The 18,229-nt window shown below is 64.0% G+C and carries 18 protein-coding genes; 15 read left to right on the forward strand and 3 right to left on the reverse strand.

The window, feature by feature from the left end; genetic code table 11:
• Window positions 1–97: 97 nt before the first annotated feature.
• The 7 genes from H3V53_RS08725 (at window position 98) to hslU (ending at window position 7,684) form a co-directional block, all read left to right on the forward strand.
• A complete protein-coding gene (locus H3V53_RS08725) occupies window positions 98–811 on the forward strand; it encodes a DUF484 family protein (RefSeq protein ID WP_336597611.1) in 714 nt (237 codons plus the stop codon).
• Between the two features lie 12 nt (window positions 812–823).
• Window positions 824–1,747 (forward strand): tyrosine recombinase XerC, encoded by a 924-nt coding sequence (gene xerC / locus H3V53_RS08730; protein WP_336597612.1) that lies wholly within the window; start codon window positions 824–826, stop codon window positions 1,745–1,747.
• 75 nt (window positions 1,748–1,822) lie between these two features.
• Window positions 1,823–3,025, forward strand: a complete 1,203-nt coding sequence (locus H3V53_RS08735) for a class I SAM-dependent rRNA methyltransferase (protein WP_336597613.1) — start codon at window positions 1,823–1,825, stop codon at window positions 3,023–3,025.
• Window positions 3,026–3,203: 178 nt separating this feature from the next.
• Window positions 3,204–4,283 (forward strand): CobW family GTP-binding protein, encoded by a 1,080-nt coding sequence (locus H3V53_RS08740; protein WP_336597630.1) that lies wholly within the window; start codon window positions 3,204–3,206, stop codon window positions 4,281–4,283.
• Between the two features lie 622 nt (window positions 4,284–4,905).
• On the forward strand, window positions 4,906–5,325 hold the full coding sequence (gene dksA, locus H3V53_RS08745; RefSeq protein ID WP_007582076.1) for an RNA polymerase-binding protein DksA: 420 nt from the start codon (window positions 4,906–4,908) through the stop codon (window positions 5,323–5,325).
• 469 nt (window positions 5,326–5,794) lie between these two features.
• Complete coding sequence (gene hslV, locus H3V53_RS08750; protein WP_336597614.1) at window positions 5,795–6,331, forward strand: ATP-dependent protease subunit HslV; 537 nt, start codon at window positions 5,795–5,797, stop codon at window positions 6,329–6,331.
• Between the two features lie 9 nt (window positions 6,332–6,340).
• Complete coding sequence (hslU, locus tag H3V53_RS08755; RefSeq protein WP_054917887.1) at window positions 6,341–7,684, forward strand: ATP-dependent protease ATPase subunit HslU; 1,344 nt, start codon at window positions 6,341–6,343, stop codon at window positions 7,682–7,684.
• 72 nt (window positions 7,685–7,756) lie between these two features.
• Here the strand turns inward: hslU and H3V53_RS08760 are convergent, their stop codons facing one another.
• Window positions 7,757–8,299, reverse strand: coding sequence for a response regulator (locus H3V53_RS08760; protein WP_054917888.1), 543 nt, complete (start codon window positions 8,297–8,299; stop codon window positions 7,757–7,759).
• A complete protein-coding gene (locus H3V53_RS08765) occupies window positions 8,296–9,600 on the reverse strand; it encodes an ATP-binding protein (protein ID WP_336597615.1) in 1,305 nt (434 codons plus the stop codon). Before H3V53_RS08765 ends, H3V53_RS08760 begins: the two co-directional genes overlap by 4 nt.
• Window positions 9,601–9,702: 102 nt before the next feature.
• On the opposite strand from H3V53_RS08765, the gene H3V53_RS08770 reads away from it, so the two are divergent.
• A complete protein-coding gene (locus H3V53_RS08770) occupies window positions 9,703–11,337 on the forward strand; it encodes a tetratricopeptide repeat protein (protein WP_336597616.1) in 1,635 nt (544 codons plus the stop codon).
• A 41-nt stretch (window positions 11,338–11,378) separates the two neighbouring features.
• Here the strand turns inward: H3V53_RS08770 and H3V53_RS08775 are convergent, their stop codons facing one another.
• Complete coding sequence (locus H3V53_RS08775; protein ID WP_336597617.1) at window positions 11,379–11,636, reverse strand: cysteine-rich CWC family protein; 258 nt, start codon at window positions 11,634–11,636, stop codon at window positions 11,379–11,381.
• A 302-nt stretch (window positions 11,637–11,938) separates the two neighbouring features.
• Between H3V53_RS08775 and argB the strand changes: the two genes are divergently transcribed.
• The 7 genes from argB to H3V53_RS08810 all read left to right on the forward strand — a co-directional run.
• Window positions 11,939–12,838: an acetylglutamate kinase gene (argB, locus tag H3V53_RS08780; RefSeq protein WP_336597618.1), complete on the forward strand. Its 900-nt coding sequence runs from the start codon at window positions 11,939–11,941 to the stop codon at window positions 12,836–12,838.
• Between the two features lie 189 nt (window positions 12,839–13,027).
• On the forward strand, window positions 13,028–13,768 hold the full coding sequence (locus H3V53_RS08785; RefSeq protein ID WP_336597619.1) for a pyrimidine 5'-nucleotidase: 741 nt from the start codon (window positions 13,028–13,030) through the stop codon (window positions 13,766–13,768).
• Between the two features lie 41 nt (window positions 13,769–13,809).
• Window positions 13,810–14,475 carry a nucleoid occlusion factor SlmA gene (slmA, locus tag H3V53_RS08790; protein WP_336597620.1) on the forward strand — a complete coding sequence of 222 codons (666 nt, stop codon included), beginning with the start codon at window positions 13,810–13,812 and terminating at the stop codon, window positions 14,473–14,475.
• 239 nt (window positions 14,476–14,714) lie between these two features.
• Window positions 14,715–15,860: a homoserine O-succinyltransferase MetX gene (gene metX, locus H3V53_RS08795; protein ID WP_336597621.1), complete on the forward strand. Its 1,146-nt coding sequence runs from the start codon at window positions 14,715–14,717 to the stop codon at window positions 15,858–15,860.
• The gene (metW, locus tag H3V53_RS08800; protein ID WP_054917904.1) at window positions 15,857–16,465 is read left to right on the forward strand and encodes a methionine biosynthesis protein MetW; all 609 of its coding nucleotides are present in this window, start codon (window positions 15,857–15,859) and stop codon (window positions 16,463–16,465) included. The genes metX and metW overlap by 4 nt, the downstream gene beginning before the upstream one ends.
• Before the next feature lie 13 nt (window positions 16,466–16,478).
• On the forward strand, window positions 16,479–17,873 hold the full coding sequence (locus tag H3V53_RS08805; protein WP_336597622.1) for an AmpG family muropeptide MFS transporter: 1,395 nt from the start codon (window positions 16,479–16,481) through the stop codon (window positions 17,871–17,873).
• 145 nt (window positions 17,874–18,018) lie between these two features.
• Window positions 18,019–18,229 (forward strand): hypothetical protein (locus tag H3V53_RS08810; RefSeq protein ID WP_336597623.1); only part of this gene is annotated, 211 nt, incomplete at its 3' end.

The following is an 18,229-nucleotide window of genomic DNA, read 5'->3' on the forward strand; positions in this document are numbered from 1 at the left end:
GACCGAACCGACGGAACATAACGACGCCGCGCGAAACCCGAACCGCGCGGCGCAGCAGCAAGACAGCAACGAAGCGCGCAACCTTTAAGCCGAAACCATGAACGATCGCGAAGTCGCCGACTACCTGCTAGCCAACCCCGAATTCTTCGCCGAACACGCGGAACTGCTCGCCACCGTGCGGCTCGCCAATCCGCACGGCAAGGCGGCCGTGTCGCTGCAGGAACGTCAGATGGACATGCTGCGCGAGAAGAACAAGCATCTCGAGCGGCGTCTCGCCGAGTTGCTGCGCTACGGCCATGAAAACGACAGCATCGCGTCGAAGTTCGGCCGCTGGACGACGCGCGTCATGGCCGAGCGTGACCCCGGCGCGCTGCCGCGCACGATCTCGACGGGCCTGCGCGACGTGTTCGACGTGCCGCAGGCGGCGCTGCGTGTGTGGGACGTGTCCGAACCCTATTCGCAGGCGGACTTCACGCGTCAGGTCGGCGAAGAAGTGCGCATCTTCGCGAACAGCCTCGCCACGCCGTATTGCGGCGCGAACACCGGCTTCGAGGCAGCACAATGGCTGACGCCCGCGGTATCGGCCGTGGCCGGCGGCGACGCCGACAAGGAAGGCGCATCCGCTGCGGTCGAATCGATCGCGCTGATCGCGCTGCGCGACCCTGAAGCAGCCAATGAAGGCGCCGCGTTCGGCCTGCTGGTCATGGGTTCGCCCGATTCGCGCCGCTTCCACGACGGCATGGCCACCGATTTCCTCACGCAGATCGGTGCGCTCGCCAGCGCGGCGCTGAGCCGCCTGCTGCCGCGCTGAAGGCGTGAGCGCGTGAGCTCCGCCGACTCCATCGCCAGCTACCTGTCGAGCCTCGAGCACGAGCGGCGGCTGTCGGCGCATACGCTGCGCGCCTACACGCACGAACTCGACGAGCTGAAGAAGCTCGCCAACGGCCGTCCGCTCGAAAGCCTCACGGCGACCGATATCCGCGGCGCCGTCGCGCGCGCGCATGGGGGCGGATTGTCGGCGCGCTCGATCGGGCACCGGCTGTCGGCGTGGCGCGCGTTCTATCGCTGGCTCGCGGGGCGCATCGAACTGCCGGCGAATCCTGTCGCCACCGTGCGCGCGCCCAAGCGCGCGAAAACGCTGCCCAAGGCGCTCTCCGTCGACGACGCCCACAAGCTGATGGAATCGCCCGCCACCGCCACGGCAGAAGGCTTGCGCGATCACGCGATGCTCGAACTGTTCTATTCGTCGGGCTTGCGGCTGTCGGAACTCGTCGGACTCGACGTGCGTTTCGCCGACGTCGACGGTTATCGCTCGGTCGGCTGGCTGAAGCTCGACGAAGCCGAAGTCGAGGTGCTCGGCAAGGGCAGCCGCCGGCGCTCGGTGCCCGTCGGCAGCAAGGCGCTCGACGCGCTGCGCGCCTGGCTCGCCGTGCGCGTCGAACTGGTGAAGCATGATCCGCATCCGCTGTTCTTGTCCGCGCGCGGCAACCGGATGTCGCCGAACGTGGTGCGCGAGCGCGTGAAGCGCGCGGCGCTCACGGCGGGCATACCCGCCAACGTGCATCCGCACGTGCTGCGCCACTCGTTCGCGACGCACGTGCTGCAATCGAGCGGCGATCTGCGCGCCGTGCAGGAACTGCTCGGTCACGCGAGCATTGCCGCGACGCAGGTCTATACGGGGCTCGATTTCCAGCACCTCGCGCGCATCTACGATCAGGCGCATCCGCGCGCAAAAAAACGCGACTGACGCCGTCTGCGCGCCAGTCATCTCCGCTTTGCCGCGCTTCGCGGCATATTGTTCTGCTGAAGTCCTCACGAAGTCATGAATACCGTTACGCTCAAACCGTCGAAAGAAAAATCGCTGCTGCGCCGCCATCCGTGGGTCTACGCGAATGCGATCGATCGCGTGGACGGCAAGCCCGCCGCCGGCGCGACCGTGCTGGTGCGCGCGCACGACGGCCGTTTTCTCGCGCGCGCCGCGTACAGCCCGCATTCGCAGATTCGCGCGCGCGTCTGGAGCTTCGATGAAAACGAACCCGTCGATCACGCGTTCTTCAAGCGGCGCGTGCAGCGCGCGCTTGCGCATCGCCAGGCGATGGTGCACAACACGGGCGCCACGCGCCTGATCTTCGGCGAGGCCGATGGCTTGCCGGGCCTGATCGTCGATTACTACATCCAGGATGACGCATCGAAGCGCGGCCAGATCGTTTGCCAGTTCATGGCGGCGGGCGTCGAAGCGTGGAAGGACGCGATCGTGCAGGCGCTGATGGGTGCTACGGGCTGCCCGAACGTCTATGAGCGCTCGGACGTGTCGATCCGCGAAAAGGAAGGGCTCGAGCAGACGGTCGGCGTGCTCGCCGGCGACGCGCCGCCCGAGACGCTGATCGCGAGCGAAAACGGCGTGCGCTATCACGTCGACGTACGCAACGGCCACAAGACGGGCTTCTACGTCGATCAGCGCGACAACCGCGCGCTGGTGCAGGAACTATCGAAAGACCGCGACGTGCTGAACTGCTTTTGCTACACGGGCGGCTTTTCTCTGGCGGCGCTCAAGGGCGGCGCGAAGCGGGTGGTATCGATCGATTCGTCCGGCGAGGCGCTCGCGCTCGCCCAGCAAAACGTCGCGGCCAACGGCTTCGACGCCGGACGCGCGACCTGGCTCGACGCCGACGCGTTCAAGACGCTGCGCAAGCTCTACGACGATGGCGAGCGCTTCGACCTGATCGTGCTCGATCCGCCGAAGTTCGCGCCGTCGCGCGAGCACGTGGACCGCGCCGCGCGCGCCTACAAGGAAATCAACCTGACGGGGCTGAAGCTGTTGCGTCCGGGCGGCCTGCTGTTCACGTATTCGTGCTCGGGCGCGATCGATGCTGAGCTGTTTCAGAAGATCGTCGCCGGTGCGGCCGCCGATGCGCGCGTCGACGCGCGCATTCTCAAGCGTCTGGGCGCGGGCGTCGATCATCCGCTGCTGACGGCGTTCCCGGAAGGCGAATACCTGAAAGGCCTATTGTTGCAAATCGCCTGATCGCCCATAGTTACGCGTTATTTCCCTTTGCTTGAACGGGGCTTTGGCCATGCAGCAGCGGCGCCCCGGCACTTATGCTTCAATATTCCGCTGACATTGCTGCGGTCCGGAACCAGCGCTCAGGCGCGGTTCCAACCCCAGATTGACGAACACAAGGCGACTTCCCATGGCGAACACAATGATCCCCGTCACCATCCTGACCGGCTTTCTCGGCAGCGGCAAAACCACGCTGCTCAAGCGTATCCTGAACGAGAAGCACGGCATGAAGATCGCCGTGATCGAAAACGAGTTCGGCGAAGAAAACATCGACAACGACATCCTCGTGCAGGACACGGGCGAGCAGATCATCCAGATGAGCAACGGCTGCATCTGCTGCACGATTCGCGGCGACCTCGCGCGCGTGCTCGGCGATCTGGCCGCGCAAAAGCAGGAAGGCAAACTCGATTTCGACCGCGTCGTGATCGAAACCACCGGCCTCGCGAATCCCGGCCCCGTCGCGCAGACGTTCTTCATGGATAACCAGATCGCCGACGAATTCCTGCTCGACGCTATCATCACGCTGGTCGACGCGAAGCACGGCAATCATCAACTCGACGAACACGAAGTCGTGCAGCGCCAGGTCGGTTTCGCGGACCGCCTGTTCATCACCAAGTCGGATCTCGTCGACGAAGCCGTGCTCGGCGACCTGCGTCACCGTCTGCTGCACATGAACCCGAAGGCGCAAATTCGCGTCGTCAATTTCGGCGAAGCGGACATCAAGGAAATTTTCGATCTGCGCGGCTTCAACCTGAACGCGAAGCTCGAAATCGACCCCGACTTCCTCGCCGAGGACGATCACGATCACGCGCATCACGATCACGACCACGATCATGACCACGCGAACTGCGATCACGATCATGGCCAATGCGATCACGAAGGCCACGATCACCGCCATCATCATCACCATCACGCGCATCACGACGACAAGATCAAGTCGTTCGTTTTCCGCAGCGACCGACCGTTCGACCCGAACAAGCTCGAAGACTTCCTCGGTGGCATTCTGCAGATTTATGGCGAGCGCCTGCTGCGTTATAAGGGCGTGCTGTATATGAAGGGCGTCGATCGCAAGGTCGTATTCCAGGGCGTCCATCAGATGATGGGCAGCGATCTCGCGGCCAAATGGCTGCCCATCGAAAAAAAGACCAACAAAATGGTCTTCATCGGCATTGAACTGCCGCAGGATCTGATCACTGACGGCCTCGAAGCCTGTCTCGTCTGATCGCGTCCGATACCGTTTGATCGGGGCGGACACTTCCGTGTCCGCCCTCGCCGCTTCGCGCCCTGCGCCGTTTGTTCGCTACCAAACGTAGAAAAGCCCCAAAAGCGCAAGCCCGGCAATTAAATGGCCGGCTTACGGTCAAAACACGTGAAAACCCTGTTGCGAGAATACGTGCACGACCATCGCTTTTTACTGAGCAGCGCGTTATATTTTCACGATAAGTGGAGTTTGCCGCAGGGATTTCCCCCGCTTGCGGTTTCGTATTGTGATTCAGTTACAATACGGCCCCACTGGAGAAAGAGAACGATTTGCCCGGTGGAAAACGCGTAATCGCGTCGCAGCCGTGCCGGGCCGAAAACGGCGCCGGAAAATCTCATCCGGGGACATCGCCGATATGCCGGCCTGCCACTCGCCGGCTCATAACGCGCTGCCGGGAAGCATTGCCTCAGGAGCATTGGAAGAATCGGTTTCCAGAGGAGTTCGGCCCCGCATCGGCGCTTCGGCGTCACGACAGCCCACCGTCCGTGTTCGCCGGCGCTCATTTGAGCGTCATCGAGGCGCCTTTTGCGGGCAACACGAAAGTGCGGGCAATGATTTGCCTCACATTGAAGAAGCAAGCCAGATGACGACGAAACGACTCTTGACCGAAGCCGAAATCCTGAAGATGAGCGACAAGGATTACATGAATGAGGATCAGCTCGCTTTCTTCAAGAACCGGCTCGAACAGCTGCAGGCGGACATCCTCCGCAATGCCGGCCAGACGACCGAAAATCTCCGCGAAACCGTGATCGTGCCGGACCCGGCCGACCGCGCGACGATCGAGGAAGAGCATGCGCTCGAACTGCGCACGCGCGACCGCGAACGCAAGCTGCTGAAGAAGGTGCAGCAATCGATCGCGCGCATCGAATCGGGCGACTACGGCTGGTGCGAGGAAACGGGCGAGCCGATTGGCATTCCGCGTCTGCTCGCGCGCCCCACCGCGACCCTGTCGCTCGAAGCACAGGAACGCCGCGAACTGCGCCAGAAGCTGTTCGGCGACTGATCGGCGCAAGGCGCGGTTTTCGGGGTCCGCGCCCCCAGGACACGCTTCGTCAGAGGCGCACGGAGGCCCGTGCGCCTCTTTTTCTTTTCCGCCGGCGAATCGATCGGTCCATTTGCCAGGTGTGATGCGCCAGTCGGTAAATGCGTATCGCATAATTGCGCCTGGCAGACCCAGCATGCGCACCTTTTACCGCCAGGCCCTTCCCACGTCGGCCGTCCTTGCCTGCGCTTTCCCGTGCGGCTTTTCCCTCGGCCGTTCGACTTCGGCTCTTGATATGGCGGCGCCCGCCCTAAAATAACTTCGACATGCGTTGCACGCGCGCGCGGCACCTCGCATCGCGCGCCGTCCGCTCTCGGATTCCGCGGTGGCGCGTTGGCGTCCCCGCGTCCTCCCTGTCGGCGGGAGCGAGCGCTTCAGCGCTGGCTTCTGCCCGATGCAATTAATTGCGGTTTTTGCAAAAGGAACGCATATGGAGCAATTTCACGGCACGACGATCGTTTCCGTGCGTCGCGGCGACAAGGTCGCGCTCGGCGGCGACGGCCAGGTCACGCTGGGCAACATCGTCATGAAAGGCGGCGCGAAGAAGGTCCGGCGCATCTACAACGGCAAGGTGCTCGTCGGTTTCGCGGGCGGCACGGCCGACGCCTTCTCGCTGCTCGACCGCTTCGAAGCGAAGCTCGAAAAACATCAGGGCAATCTGACGCGCGCCGCTGTCGAGCTCGCGAAAGACTGGCGCACCGACCGCATGCTGCGCCGTCTCGAAGCGATGCTGATCACGGCCGACGCCACCACCACGCTTGTCATCACGGGCAACGGCGACGTGCTCGACCCGGAAGGCGGCATCTGCGCAATCGGCTCGGGTGGTGCGTATGCGCAGGCCGCGGCAAAGGCGCTGGCCGACAACACGGACCTTTCGCCGCGCGACATCGTCGAAAAAGCGCTGGAGATCGCCGGCGACATGTGCATCTACACGAACCACAACCGCGTCATCGAGACGATCGAGTAAGGACACACGATGAGCACCATGACTCCCGCCGAGATCGTCTCGGAACTCGACAAGCACATCATCGGCCAGCATCGCGCGAAGAAGGCTGTCGCCGTCGCGCTGCGCAACCGCTGGCGCCGTCAGCAGGTGGCGGATCCGCTGCGCCAGGAAATCACGCCCAAGAACATTCTGATGATCGGGCCGACGGGCGTCGGCAAGACGGAAATCGCGCGGCGTCTGGCCAAGCTCGCCGATGCGCCGTTCATCAAGATCGAAGCGACCAAGTTCACGGAAGTCGGTTACGTGGGCCGAGACGTCGACAGCATCGTGCGCGACCTGATCGAAATTTCCGTCAAGCAGACGCGCGAAACCGAAATGCGCAAGGTTCGCACGAAGGCGGAAGACCTCGCGGAAGACCGCATTCTCGATATTCTGCTGCCGGGCGCGCGCACCACGGTCGGCTTCGGCTCGGGCAATGACGCGGCCAGCGACGAATCGAACGTGACGCGTCAGACGTTCCGCAAGCGTCTGCGCGAAGGCCTGCTCGACGACAAGGAGATCGAGCTCGACATTGAGATGGCGCAGCCCACCATGGACATCATGGGCCCGCCGGGCATGGAAGACATGACCGAGCAGATCCGTTCGATGTTCGCGAACCTCGGCGGCGGCAAGAAAACGCGCCGCAAGGTGAAGGTGAAGGAAGCACTGAAGCTCCTCACCGACGAAGAAGCTGCGAAGATGCTGAACGACGAAGAGGTCAAGACGAAGGCCGTGCAGAACGTCGAGCAGAACGGCATCGTGTTCCTCGATGAAATCGACAAGATCGCGTCGCGCAACGAAGCGGGCGGCGGCGAGGTATCGCGTCAGGGCGTGCAGCGCGACCTTCTGCCGCTCGTCGAAGGCACGACGATCAACACGAAGTACGGGATGGTGAAAACCGATCATATCCTGTTCATCGCCAGCGGCGCGTTTCATCTCGCGAAGCCCAGCGATCTGATTCCCGAGCTGCAAGGGCGCTTTCCGATTCGCGTCGAACTGGATTCGCTGTCGGTGAAGGACTTCGAATCGATTCTCGTCGCCACCGACGCAAGCCTCGTCAAGCAATACCAGGCGCTGCTCGCGACGGAAGACGTGCACCTCGAATTCGCTGACGACGGCATCCGCCGTCTCGCCGAGATCGCCTACTCGGTCAACGAGAAGACGGAAAACATCGGCGCGCGCCGTCTCTACACGGTGATCGAAAAGCTGCTGGAGGAAGTGTCGTTCTCGGCGGGCAACCACACGGGCAAGAACGTGGTGATCGACGGGGCGTATGTCGATCGCGCATTGAACGACGTCGCGCAGGACGAAGATCTGTCGCGCTACGTGCTGTAATTCACGTTGCCGGACGGCTGAAGCAGAAAGGGCGGCGCCTCAAAAGCGCCGCCCTTTTTCATGCGCGAAACGTCATTGCTTGACTGGCCGCTTCGCGAGCTTGCGTTGCAACGTGCGCCGGTGCATGTTCAGCGCGCGCGCCGTCGCCGAAATGTTGCCGCCGTTTTCGGCCAGCACGCGCTGGATGTGCTCCCACTCGAGCCGCGCCACGGACAGCGGCGTCGGCTTCTCGATGGCTTCTTCGGCTTGCAGCGCGCTCGCTTCGGCTTGTAGCGCCGAGAGAATCGTCTCGACGTTCGCGGGCTTCGCCAGATAGTTGTCCGCGCCATCTTTCACGGCCTGAACAGCCGTCGCGATGCTCGCGTAGCCCGTGAGCACCAGCATCCGCGCGTTCGGCTGCAAGTCGCGCAGCGGCGCGACGAGATTCAGGCCCGAGTCATTGCCCAGATGCAGATCGACGGTGATCTGCCCGAACTTCTGCTGATTCGCGAGGCGGATCGCTTCGTCGGCGTTGTGCGCCTCGGATACCGTGAACCCGCGGCGCGTCAGGCCGCGCGCGAGGATGCCGGAAAACACTTCGTCGTCGTCGATCACCAGAAAATTGTTGTCGCTCATGCTTGCTTCTCCGTATTGGACGACGCGGCGCCCTGCCGGCCCGCGCCCGTTTGCTCGCGGGCCAAAGGCAACCGCAACACCGCGCGCGTACCGCGCGGCCTGGATTCGCTGACGTCGCTCAGCTCGATCGATCCGCCGAGCCGCGCCGCCGCCGTAAACGCCAGATACAGCCCGACGCCGTGTCCGCCCTGGGTGCTGTCGACCGGCGCCGCCCCCAGCAAGCCGCGCAGCGCCGCTGGCACGCCCGGCCCCGCGTCGCAGACTTCGAATTCGATCGATCCGTGTTCGACGATCCTCGCCGCCAGCGTCACGTGATCGCGGCTCGCGCGCGCGGCGTTGTCGAGCAGGATGGTCAGAATCTGGCTGACGGCGACGGTGTCGTCGAGGCTGACGTCCGCAGGCGGCTCGCCGAGCCGCTCGAACTTCACGTGCGGATGGCGCAGGCGCCATTGTTCGGCGAACGAGTCGAGCCATTCGTCGACGCGCTGCCGGCTGCCGTGCGTCGATGCGCGGCTGCGCAGACGCGCAAGCGCGGACGTGCAGAGCGTCATCTGCTGGTCGAGGATATCGAGGTCGGGCGCGTAGGGCTTTAAGCCTTCGTCGCTGCGCGCGGCGTCGCGCAGTTCTTCCGTGAGCATCGCGATCGTCGACAAAGGCGTGCCCATTTCATGCGCGACTGTCGCGGCCTGCACGCCGAGCGCCACCGCGCGCTCGTCGCGCAGCAGGCGCTGCTGCGCGTCGCCGAGCGCGGCGTCGCGCTGGCGCAGCGCACGCGACATACGCGCGACGAACCACGCGATCAACCCGACGCTCACCATGAAGTTCACCCACATGCCGGCGCGGTAGTAGTCGAACAGGTTCGCGGGATTGTCGAGATTGAGCGGCACGGATTCGAAGCTCAACACCGCGTAGCAGGCGACGGCGAACGCGGCGAGCCACGCCATCAGATGCCAGGGCAGCACGGCGGCCGCGATGGCCAGCGACGGCAGATACAGCGACACGAAAGGATTGGTCGTGCCGCCCGATAGAAACAGCAGCGCCGACAGCGCGCCGAGATCGACCCACAACTGCCCGAACAGCTCGAGATTCGACTCGGGCTTCTGGCTCGCGACGCGCAGCCAGGTGAGCGCGTTGAAGATCACTTCGAGACCGATGACGAGCAGCATCGCCGGCAACGGCAGCTTCACGCCGACGAAGCTCTGGACGAACGCGATCGTCAGGAGCTGCCCGATGATGGCAAGACTGCGCAGCCAGAAGAGATGTCCGAGATTGACCCGGCCGGTGACGGTTATACGGTGCATCCTGCGAGTTTACCTGTTGGGAGCGGTCTGATTCATCGCGCAATCCTTCCGAACTATAGTGTCCTTTGTCTTTTACCGCCCGCTCGCCATCCTTTACGGCCAATGCTTAAAACACCTGTTGATCCACATCAAGTTCTTTTGGAATCCTTCCAGACTTTCCTGCGTCATGCTGTCGCAGCACAGCAGCACGATGATCCACTTGCTCGCGGCATCTGGCTTCAGGCCGCTTCCCATCTCTTTCCAACCGATGCCGATTCACTCGATACCTTGTGTCAGCAACTGGCCGTGAGCCAGCGTGCCGCCGACGCCGCGCACATCGCGCGCGCCTTCGTCGAGCTGTGGCCGCAAGACCCGCGCGCGCTCTTTCGCCTCGGCCTCGCGCTGCAGCTGATGAACCGGCACGGCGAAGCCATCGAGCCTTACCGCGAGGCGCTCGCCGCCGATCCCGAACTGCACAGCCTGCGCAACAATCTCGCGGCCGCGCTGATGTCGGGCGATCCCGCATCGTCGGAGGCGGCCGGGCTGTTGCAGGCCGCGCTCGAACGCACGCCCGCCGATGCAAATGCATGGATCAATATCGCGAAGATTCGCCAGGCGCAATTCGATCTGGACGGCGCACTCGAAGCAGGCCGGCGCGCTCTGGCGCTTCAGCCGGACAATCCGATCGCGCTCGGCAATCACGGACAGACCTTGCGCGAAGCCGGGCAATGGGACGAAGCAGAACGCTTCACGCGTGAGGCCCATCGCGTCGCGCCGGACAGCGCATCGTACCTGTCGAACCTCAGCATGATTCACCTGCTGCGCGGCAATTACGCCGACGGCTGGCGGGAACACGAAGCGCGCTGGGACGGTTCGAAGGAACTGGCCGGCAAGCGCCCCGTTCTGCCCGGACCGCGCTGGCAAGGCGAGCCGCTCGCCGGCAAGACGCTGCTGCTGTGGGGCGAACAGGGCATGGGCGATCTGCTGCAATTCTGCCGCTACGTGCCCATGCTCGCCGAGCGCGTGCATCGCGAAGGCGGACGCCTCGCGTGGAATTCGTTTCCGCAGATGGGCTCGCTGCTCGCGCGCACGCTCGCCCAGCACGCCGACGAATTCACGCTCGGCGGCGGCGTCGAACACCTGCCGAAGTTCGACTACGAAATCTCGCTGCTGTCGCTGCCTTTGCTGTTCGACACGCGGGAAGAAACGATTCCGTCGGCCGTTCCGTATCTGCAGGCCGATCCGAAAGCCGTCGACGCGTGGCGCCAGCGCCTTGCGCGAGAGACGCGGCTCAAGGTCGGGCTCGTGTGGACGGGCAGCCACGGACATCAGCGCAATCCGTATCGCCGGGTCGGACTCGAACGGTACGTCGATTATTTCCGCGAGCTGGACGGTGTCGCGTTCTATTCGCTGCAGCCGGGCGCCGGCGGCGAAGTGGCGGCGGCGCGCGCGGCCGGGCTCGACATTGCTGATCACACGGCCGAATTCAAGACCTTCGACGACACGGCGGCCTACCTCGGCGCGCTCGATCTGGTGATGACGGTGTGTACGTCGATTGCGCATCTGAGCGGCGCACTCGGACAGCGCACCTGGGTTCTGCTCGACGTCAATCCGCATTGGGTCTGGCTGCTCAATCGCACCGACAGCCCTTGGTATCCCAACGCGACGTTGTACCGGCAACCGCGTTTTGCCGCGTGGGAGCCCGTGTTCGAAACACTCACGCGCGATCTGGCCGCGCTGGCCGCTTCAGGCCAGTAGCGCTCGCCTGACGCCTGATGCTGCAGGCACTGCGTCTCGCGTCAATCGGGTGCGGGCGCTGCGCTGCCTGCCGAGCTTTCCTTCGCCGCGCGTGCGCGCGCGATGGCCGTCGCAAGACATTCGGGACACAGACAGCCGCTGCCGGGTTCGAGCGCATCGGCGGGCAGCGCGGGCATCGACTTGCACCAGCACGCCGACACCTCGCTGCGCGCGCCGCAGTCGAACACGCGACGGCAGCGCGGGCAGCGCACGCTGGACGTCTCCGGGACGTCGGGCGGATCGTGTGAAATTGCATTCATGACAGCGGGATGAAACCGGTCGGTGGATCAGAACATGATGCCACTTCCGGCGAACCGGTAAAACGTCTGCCTGTTTGTCGCCGGATTAGGCACGCTGATCGGTGCACGCGCTGCCAGGAGTTTCCCGGCCTGATCGCGAAAAGCGCATCCGAAAGGGCTTCCCGCCCGCCGCCGAACGCCCCATTGCGCAGTGCAAAAAAAGCGTCAGGACGGCCGCGGCGGCATCCGTCGAATTCAGTGTTGCAGCGCGCCAGTTGTGTACAATTCGGCCTGTTTTCACCGTTTCCGTCCGAGCCGCCGCCATGTCCGATTCCCCCGACCTGTCCCAGATCGCTCCCACGCTGAAGGCTGAAATTCTCGCCGAGGCGCTGCCCTACATTCGCCAGTATCACGGCAAGACCGTCGTCATCAAGTACGGCGGCAACGCGATGACGGAAGAGCGTCTGAAGCAGGGCTTCGCACGCGACGTGATTCTCCTGAAGCTGGTCGGCATCAATCCGGTGATCGTGCACGGCGGCGGGCCGCAGATCGATCAGGCGCTGAAAAAAATCGGCAAGCAGGGCACGTTCATCCAGGGCATGCGCGTCACCGACGAGGAGACGATGGAAGTCGTCGAATGGGTGCTGGGCGGCGAAGTGCAGCAGGACATCGTCACGCTGATCAATCACTTCGGCGGCCAGGCTGTCGGTCTGACGGGCAAGGACGGCGGCCTGATCCACGCGCGCAAGCTGATGATGCCGGACCGCGACAATCCGGGTCAGTACATCGATATCGGTCAGGTCGGCGAAGTCGAGGCGATCAACCCGGCCGTCGTGAAGGCGCTGCAGGACGATGCGTTCATCCCCGTCATTTCGCCCATCGGCTTCGGTGAAGACGGCCTGTCGTACAACATCAACGCGGATCTGGTCGCGGGCAAGCTGGCCGTCGTGCTGAACGCCGAAAAGCTCGTGATGATGACCAACATCCCCGGCGTGATGGACAAGGAAGGCACGCTGCTGACCGATCTGTCCGCGCGCGAAATCGACGCGCTGTTCGCCGACGGCACGATTTCGGGCGGCATGCTGCCGAAAATTTCGTCGGCACTCGACGCCGCGAAGAGCGGTGTGCGTTCGGTGCACATCATCGACGGCCGCATCGAGCATTCGGTCCTGCTCGAAATCCTGACGGAACAGCCGTTCGGCACGATGATCCGCTCGCACTGAGCGCATCACGCAAGCATCACGCGAAGCGCGGCACGCTGGCCGCCGCGCTTCGCACAAGGCATACTGGCCTGGTCTTTCGCGCATCACGCTGCGCTGTCTCACGAATCTCCCCTGCACGCATCGCGCGACGCCCGGTTTCACACGGCAGCGGGCGCCCGTCGCGCGCGACACTTACCACGCGGCACTTCCATGCATTCTCATCGTGCAAAGCGTCGCCGGCCGCAGATTCACGCCGGCACGCCCGTCTGGCTGTTCGATCTCGACAACACGCTGCATCACGCGTCGCACGCGATTTTCCCGGCGATCAACTCCGCGATGACGCAGTACATCATCGACGCGCTGCAAGTCGAGCGCGTCGAAGCGAACCGTCTGCGCACGGGATACACGCAGCGCTACGGCGCGGCGCTGCTGGGTCTGACGCGTCATCACACCATCGATCCGCACGATTTCCTCGAGTACGTCCACACGTTTCCGGACTTGCGAGCGATGCTGCGAAGCGAGCGCGGCCTGAAACGTCTCGTCGATGCGCTGCCCGGCCGCAAGATCGTGCTCACCAACGCGCCCGAAACCTACGCGCGTGACGTGCTGAAGGAACTGGGCATCGAGCGGCTGTTCGAGCGCGTGATCGCGATCGAGCACATGCGCGACCGTCGCGCGTGGCGCGCCAAGCCCGATCACGCGATGCTGCGCCGTGCGATGCGCGACGCGCGCGTGCGTCTCGCCGACGCCATTCTCGTCGAAGACACGCGCAGCCATCTGAAGAATTACCGGCGCCTCGGCATCCGCACGGTGTGGATCACCGGCCATCTGCCACGCCACGCTCGCGCCGACGGCACGGTTGCACCGCTGCCTGGCACGGGGCGCCCGCACTATGTCGACCGCTGCATTCGTTCGTTAAAATCGTTGCGAACAGGCATCCCGAACGGGTAACGGGAAAACTCAGCCAGCCTGTCAAACGAGGGACGACAGACATGCAGCCAATCCGCAAGCATGACGACGACGTAACCGAACAGCAGCTGGCCGCGCCGCGCACGACGCGCCTGAAACCGGGCGAGCGGCGCGTGCATATCCTGCAGACGCTCGCTGCGATGCTGGAAGCGCCGAAGAACGAAAAAATCACGACCTCGGCGCTGGCCGCACGTCTCGGCGTATCGGAAGCCGCGCTGTATCGTCATTTTGCGAGCAAGGCGCAGATGTTCGAGGGGCTGATCGAATTCATCGAGCAGACGCTCTTCGGGCTCATCAACCAGATCACCGCAAAAGAATCGAACGGCGTGCTGCAGGCGCGCGCGATCGCGCTGACGCTGCTGAACTTCTCCGCGAAGAATCCGGGCATGACGCGCGTGCTGACGTGCGAGGCGCTCGTCGGCGAGCATGAGCGGCTCACCGAGCGCGTCAACCAGTTGCTCGAGCGCGTCGAGGCGTCGCTCAAGCAATGCCTGCGGCTCGGGCTGATGGACGCATCGAGCCACGCCGGACCGAACGCGATCCCGCTGCCCGCCGACTATGATCCCGTCGTGCGCGCGAGCCTGTTGCTGAGCTATATCGTCGGACGCTGGCACCGATACATACGCAGCGGCTTCACGCGCGCGCCGATCGAACAGGCCGACGCGCAATTGCGGCTGATCCTGCAATAGAGGCGCGCGGGTTTTCCGCCGCTTTTTTCCGCTATACTCTGCGCTTGACCGTTTTTAACGGTCTGAAAGTGTGACAGCGCGCCGATTTGCTGACTCGATTGCGGGCGCGCGAACCAGCGAGAGGGTACCCATCTCGCGGTTCACTACAAATGCGGCTAAAGAGGTCGTCAGCCGCGCAACCACACCTTCCGCGCAATCGCCGACACCATTTAGCCGCCCCATGTCAGAAGGCGGAATGAATGGAATCGATCGGGATCGTCACTCCACAAACAATGCATTTCTCCGAGCCGCTGCGCCTGCAGAACGGCAGCTCGCTCGCGAACTACGACCTTGTCGTCGAGACATACGGCACGCTCAACGCGGCGCGCAGCAACGCCGTGCTCGTCTGCCACGCGCTCAACGCGTCGCATCACGTGGCGGGCGTGTACGCGGACGATCCGAAGAACGTCGGTTGGTGGGACAACATGGTCGGGCCGGGCAAGCCGCTCGACACCAACCGCTTCTTCGTGATCGGCGTGAACAACCTGGGTTCGTGCTTCGGCTCGACGGGGCCGATGAGCGTCGATCCGGCGACGGGCAAGCCGTATGGCGCGAGCTTTCCCGTCGTGACCGTCGAAGACTGGGTGAACGCGCAGGCACGCGTCGCCGACGAGTTTGGCATCGAGAAATTCGCGGCCGTGATGGGCGGCAGCCTCGGCGGCATGCAGGCGCTCGCGTGGAGCATGATGTATCCGGACCGGCTCGCGCACTGCATCGTCGTCGCGTCGACACCGAAGCTGTCGGCGCAGAACATCGCGTTCAACGAAGTGGCGCGCTCGTCGATTTTGTCCGACCCCGACTTTCACGGCGGCGACTACTACGCGCACGGCGTGAAACCGAAGCGCGGCTTGCGCGTCGCGCGGATGATCGGGCACATCACCTATCTATCCGACGACGACATGGCAGCGAAGTTCGGCCGTGCGCTGCGCCGCGCGGAGGGCGCCGACGACGTCTACAACTTCAACTTCGACGTCGAGTTCGAAGTGGAGTCGTATCTGCGCTACCAGGGCGACAAGTTCGCCGATTATTTCGACGCGAACACATATCTGCTGATCACGCGCGCGCTCGATTACTTCGACCCCGCCAAAGCCTACGACGGCGATCTCACGGCGGCACTCGCGCACACGAAGGCAAAGTATCTGATCGCAAGCTTCACGACCGACTGGCGTTTCGCGCCCGCGCGCTCGCGCGAACTGGTGAAGGCGCTGCTCGATCACAAGCGCCACGTCACCTATGGCGAGATCGATGCGCCGCATGGCCACGACGCCTTCCTGCTCGACGACGCGCGCTATCACAACCTGATGCGCGCCTACTACGAACGTATCGCCAACGAGGTCAACGCATGAACCAGCGCGCACTCGATTATCTTGCGACGCGCCCGGATTTCCGCGCGATCGCCCGCTGGGTCGAACCGCGCGCGACGGTGCTCGATCTGGGTTGCGGCGACGGCTCGCTGCTGTCGCTGCTGATGGAAGAACTCGACGTGTCGGGCTACGGCATCGAGATCAACGACGCCGGCGTGCTCGCATCGACGAAGAACGGCATCAACGTGATCCAGCAGAATCTGGAAGACGGCTTGCGCCTGTTCGAAGACGAGAGCTTCGACTTCGCGATTCTGTCTCAAACGCTGCAGACCATTCATCAGACGGCCGCGATCCTGCGCGAGACGGTGCGCGTCGGCAAAGAGTGCATCGTTTCGTTCCCAAATTTCGGGTATTGGGCGCATCGCTTGTCCGTGTTGCAGGGGCGTATGCCTGTGTCGAAGTCGCTACCTTATCAGTGGCACAACACGCCGAACGTGCGCGTGTTGACCATCAAGGACTTCGAGGCGCTCGCGCCGGAAGTCGGCATCGAGATTCTCGACCGCGTCGTGCTGCATGGTGGTCAGCAGGTGCGTTGGGGCGTGAACTGGCGTGGTAGTCTTGCGGTCTATCGCGTCAAGAAAAGCTAACGCCACCCATCTCATGTCGAACCCGCCACACGAGGCGCCTGCACTAACCGCTCACGAAGAACATCCCGGCTGGCGCGCGTTTCTCAACGCGCGCATGCTGATCTGCGTCTTTCTTGGCTTCACGTCGGGCTTGCCGCTCTTCACGCTCGTCTATCTCGTTCAGGCCTGGCTGCGTTCCGAAGGTGTGAACCTGAAGGAAATCGGCCTGTTCGCGCTGATCCAGTTTCCTTATACGTGGAAATTCATCTGGGCGCCGCTCATGGACCGCTACGTGCCGCGCCTGCCCGGCTGGCGTCCGGGCCGTCGGCGCGGCTGGATGCTCGCCACCCAGATTCTCGTCGCGGTGGCGATTGCGTCGCTCGGCATCGTGTCGCCGCGCGATTCGATCTGGACGGTGGCTGCCTTGACCGCGCTCGTTGCGTTTTTCGGCGCGAGCCAGGACATCGTGATCGACGCCTACCGGCGCGAACTGCTGCGCGACACCGAGCAGGGTCTCGGCAACGCCGTGCACGTCAATGCGTACAAGATCGCGGCGCTCGTGCCCGGCTCGCTCGCGCTGATCCTCTCCGATCACATGCCGTGGGCGACCGTGTTCATGGTGACGGCCGCGTTCATGCTGCCGGGCATGATCATGACGCTCGTCGTCAGCGAACCCGAGGTGCATGGCGCGCCGCCCAAAAATCTGCGCGAAGCCATCATCGAGCCGTTTCATGAATTCATCACGCGCGACGGCTGGCGCGGCGCGCTGTTCGTGCTCGGCTTCATCTTTCTGTACAAGCTCGGCGACACGATGGCGACAACGCTGTCCACGTCGTTCTTTCTCGACATCGGCTTTTCGCGCACGCAGATCGGCGTGATCGCGAAGACGACGGCATTCGGTGCGAGTCTCGCGGGCGGCATCATCGGCGGCGTTGCGCTGATGAAAATCGGCATCGGACGAGGGCTGTGGATCTTCGGCATTCTGCAGATGGCGTCGACGCTCGGCTTCGCGTGGCTCGCGCATGTCGGGCCGACGTCGCCGGGGCTGAACGTCGTCTACGACATCGCCGTGGCGCTCAGCACGGGCACGACGGAGCTGTTGTCGCTGCTCGGCATCGGCTGGACGGTGCAGCTCGATCCGATGTCGGTGGCGCTTGCGCTCGTGTACGGCTTCGAAACGTTCACGACGGGCCTCACGCTTGCTGCGTTCACGGCTTACATCGCCAGCACGACCGACCCACGCTATACCGCGACGCAGTTCGCGCTCTTCACGTCGCTGGCCTCGGTGCCGCGCACGCTCGCTTCGGCGGCGAGCGGCTTCGTGGTCGCGCAGATCGGCTGGTTCGACTACTTCCTGGCCTGCACGGCGCTTGCTATTCCAGGCATGCTACTGTTGTTCCGGATCGCCCCTTGGAGTAAGCAGTCGTGATGTTGTTTGCGTCGCGGCGCGCCGCCATTGGCCCGGCCTCGCGCGCTGAATTCCGCCGATCGCCTGCATATCGCATGCGCGCGTTCTGCCGTGCCCCGCACCTGGCCATTCTGGCGGCTTGCGCGATGTTCGGCACGATGGCGACGTGGCAAGCACGCGCGGCCGAACCGGCGACGAACACCAGCGCGCCGCCCGCCGCGACTGCACCGGCGGCAACCGTTGCGGCTCCGGCAGCGTCCGCGCCTTCGGCGCTTGTCGCGCCGAAACCGGAAGCCGCACCGATGGCCACGTCGGGTGCATCCGCGCCTGCGAATGCGAACGCAAACGCGAACGCCGCGCCGCCGCCCGCGCCCGTG

It is taken from the genome of Paraburkholderia bengalensis (assembly GCF_037126505.1).
Lineage (GTDB): Bacteria > Pseudomonadota > Gammaproteobacteria > Burkholderiales > Burkholderiaceae > Paraburkholderia > Paraburkholderia bengalensis.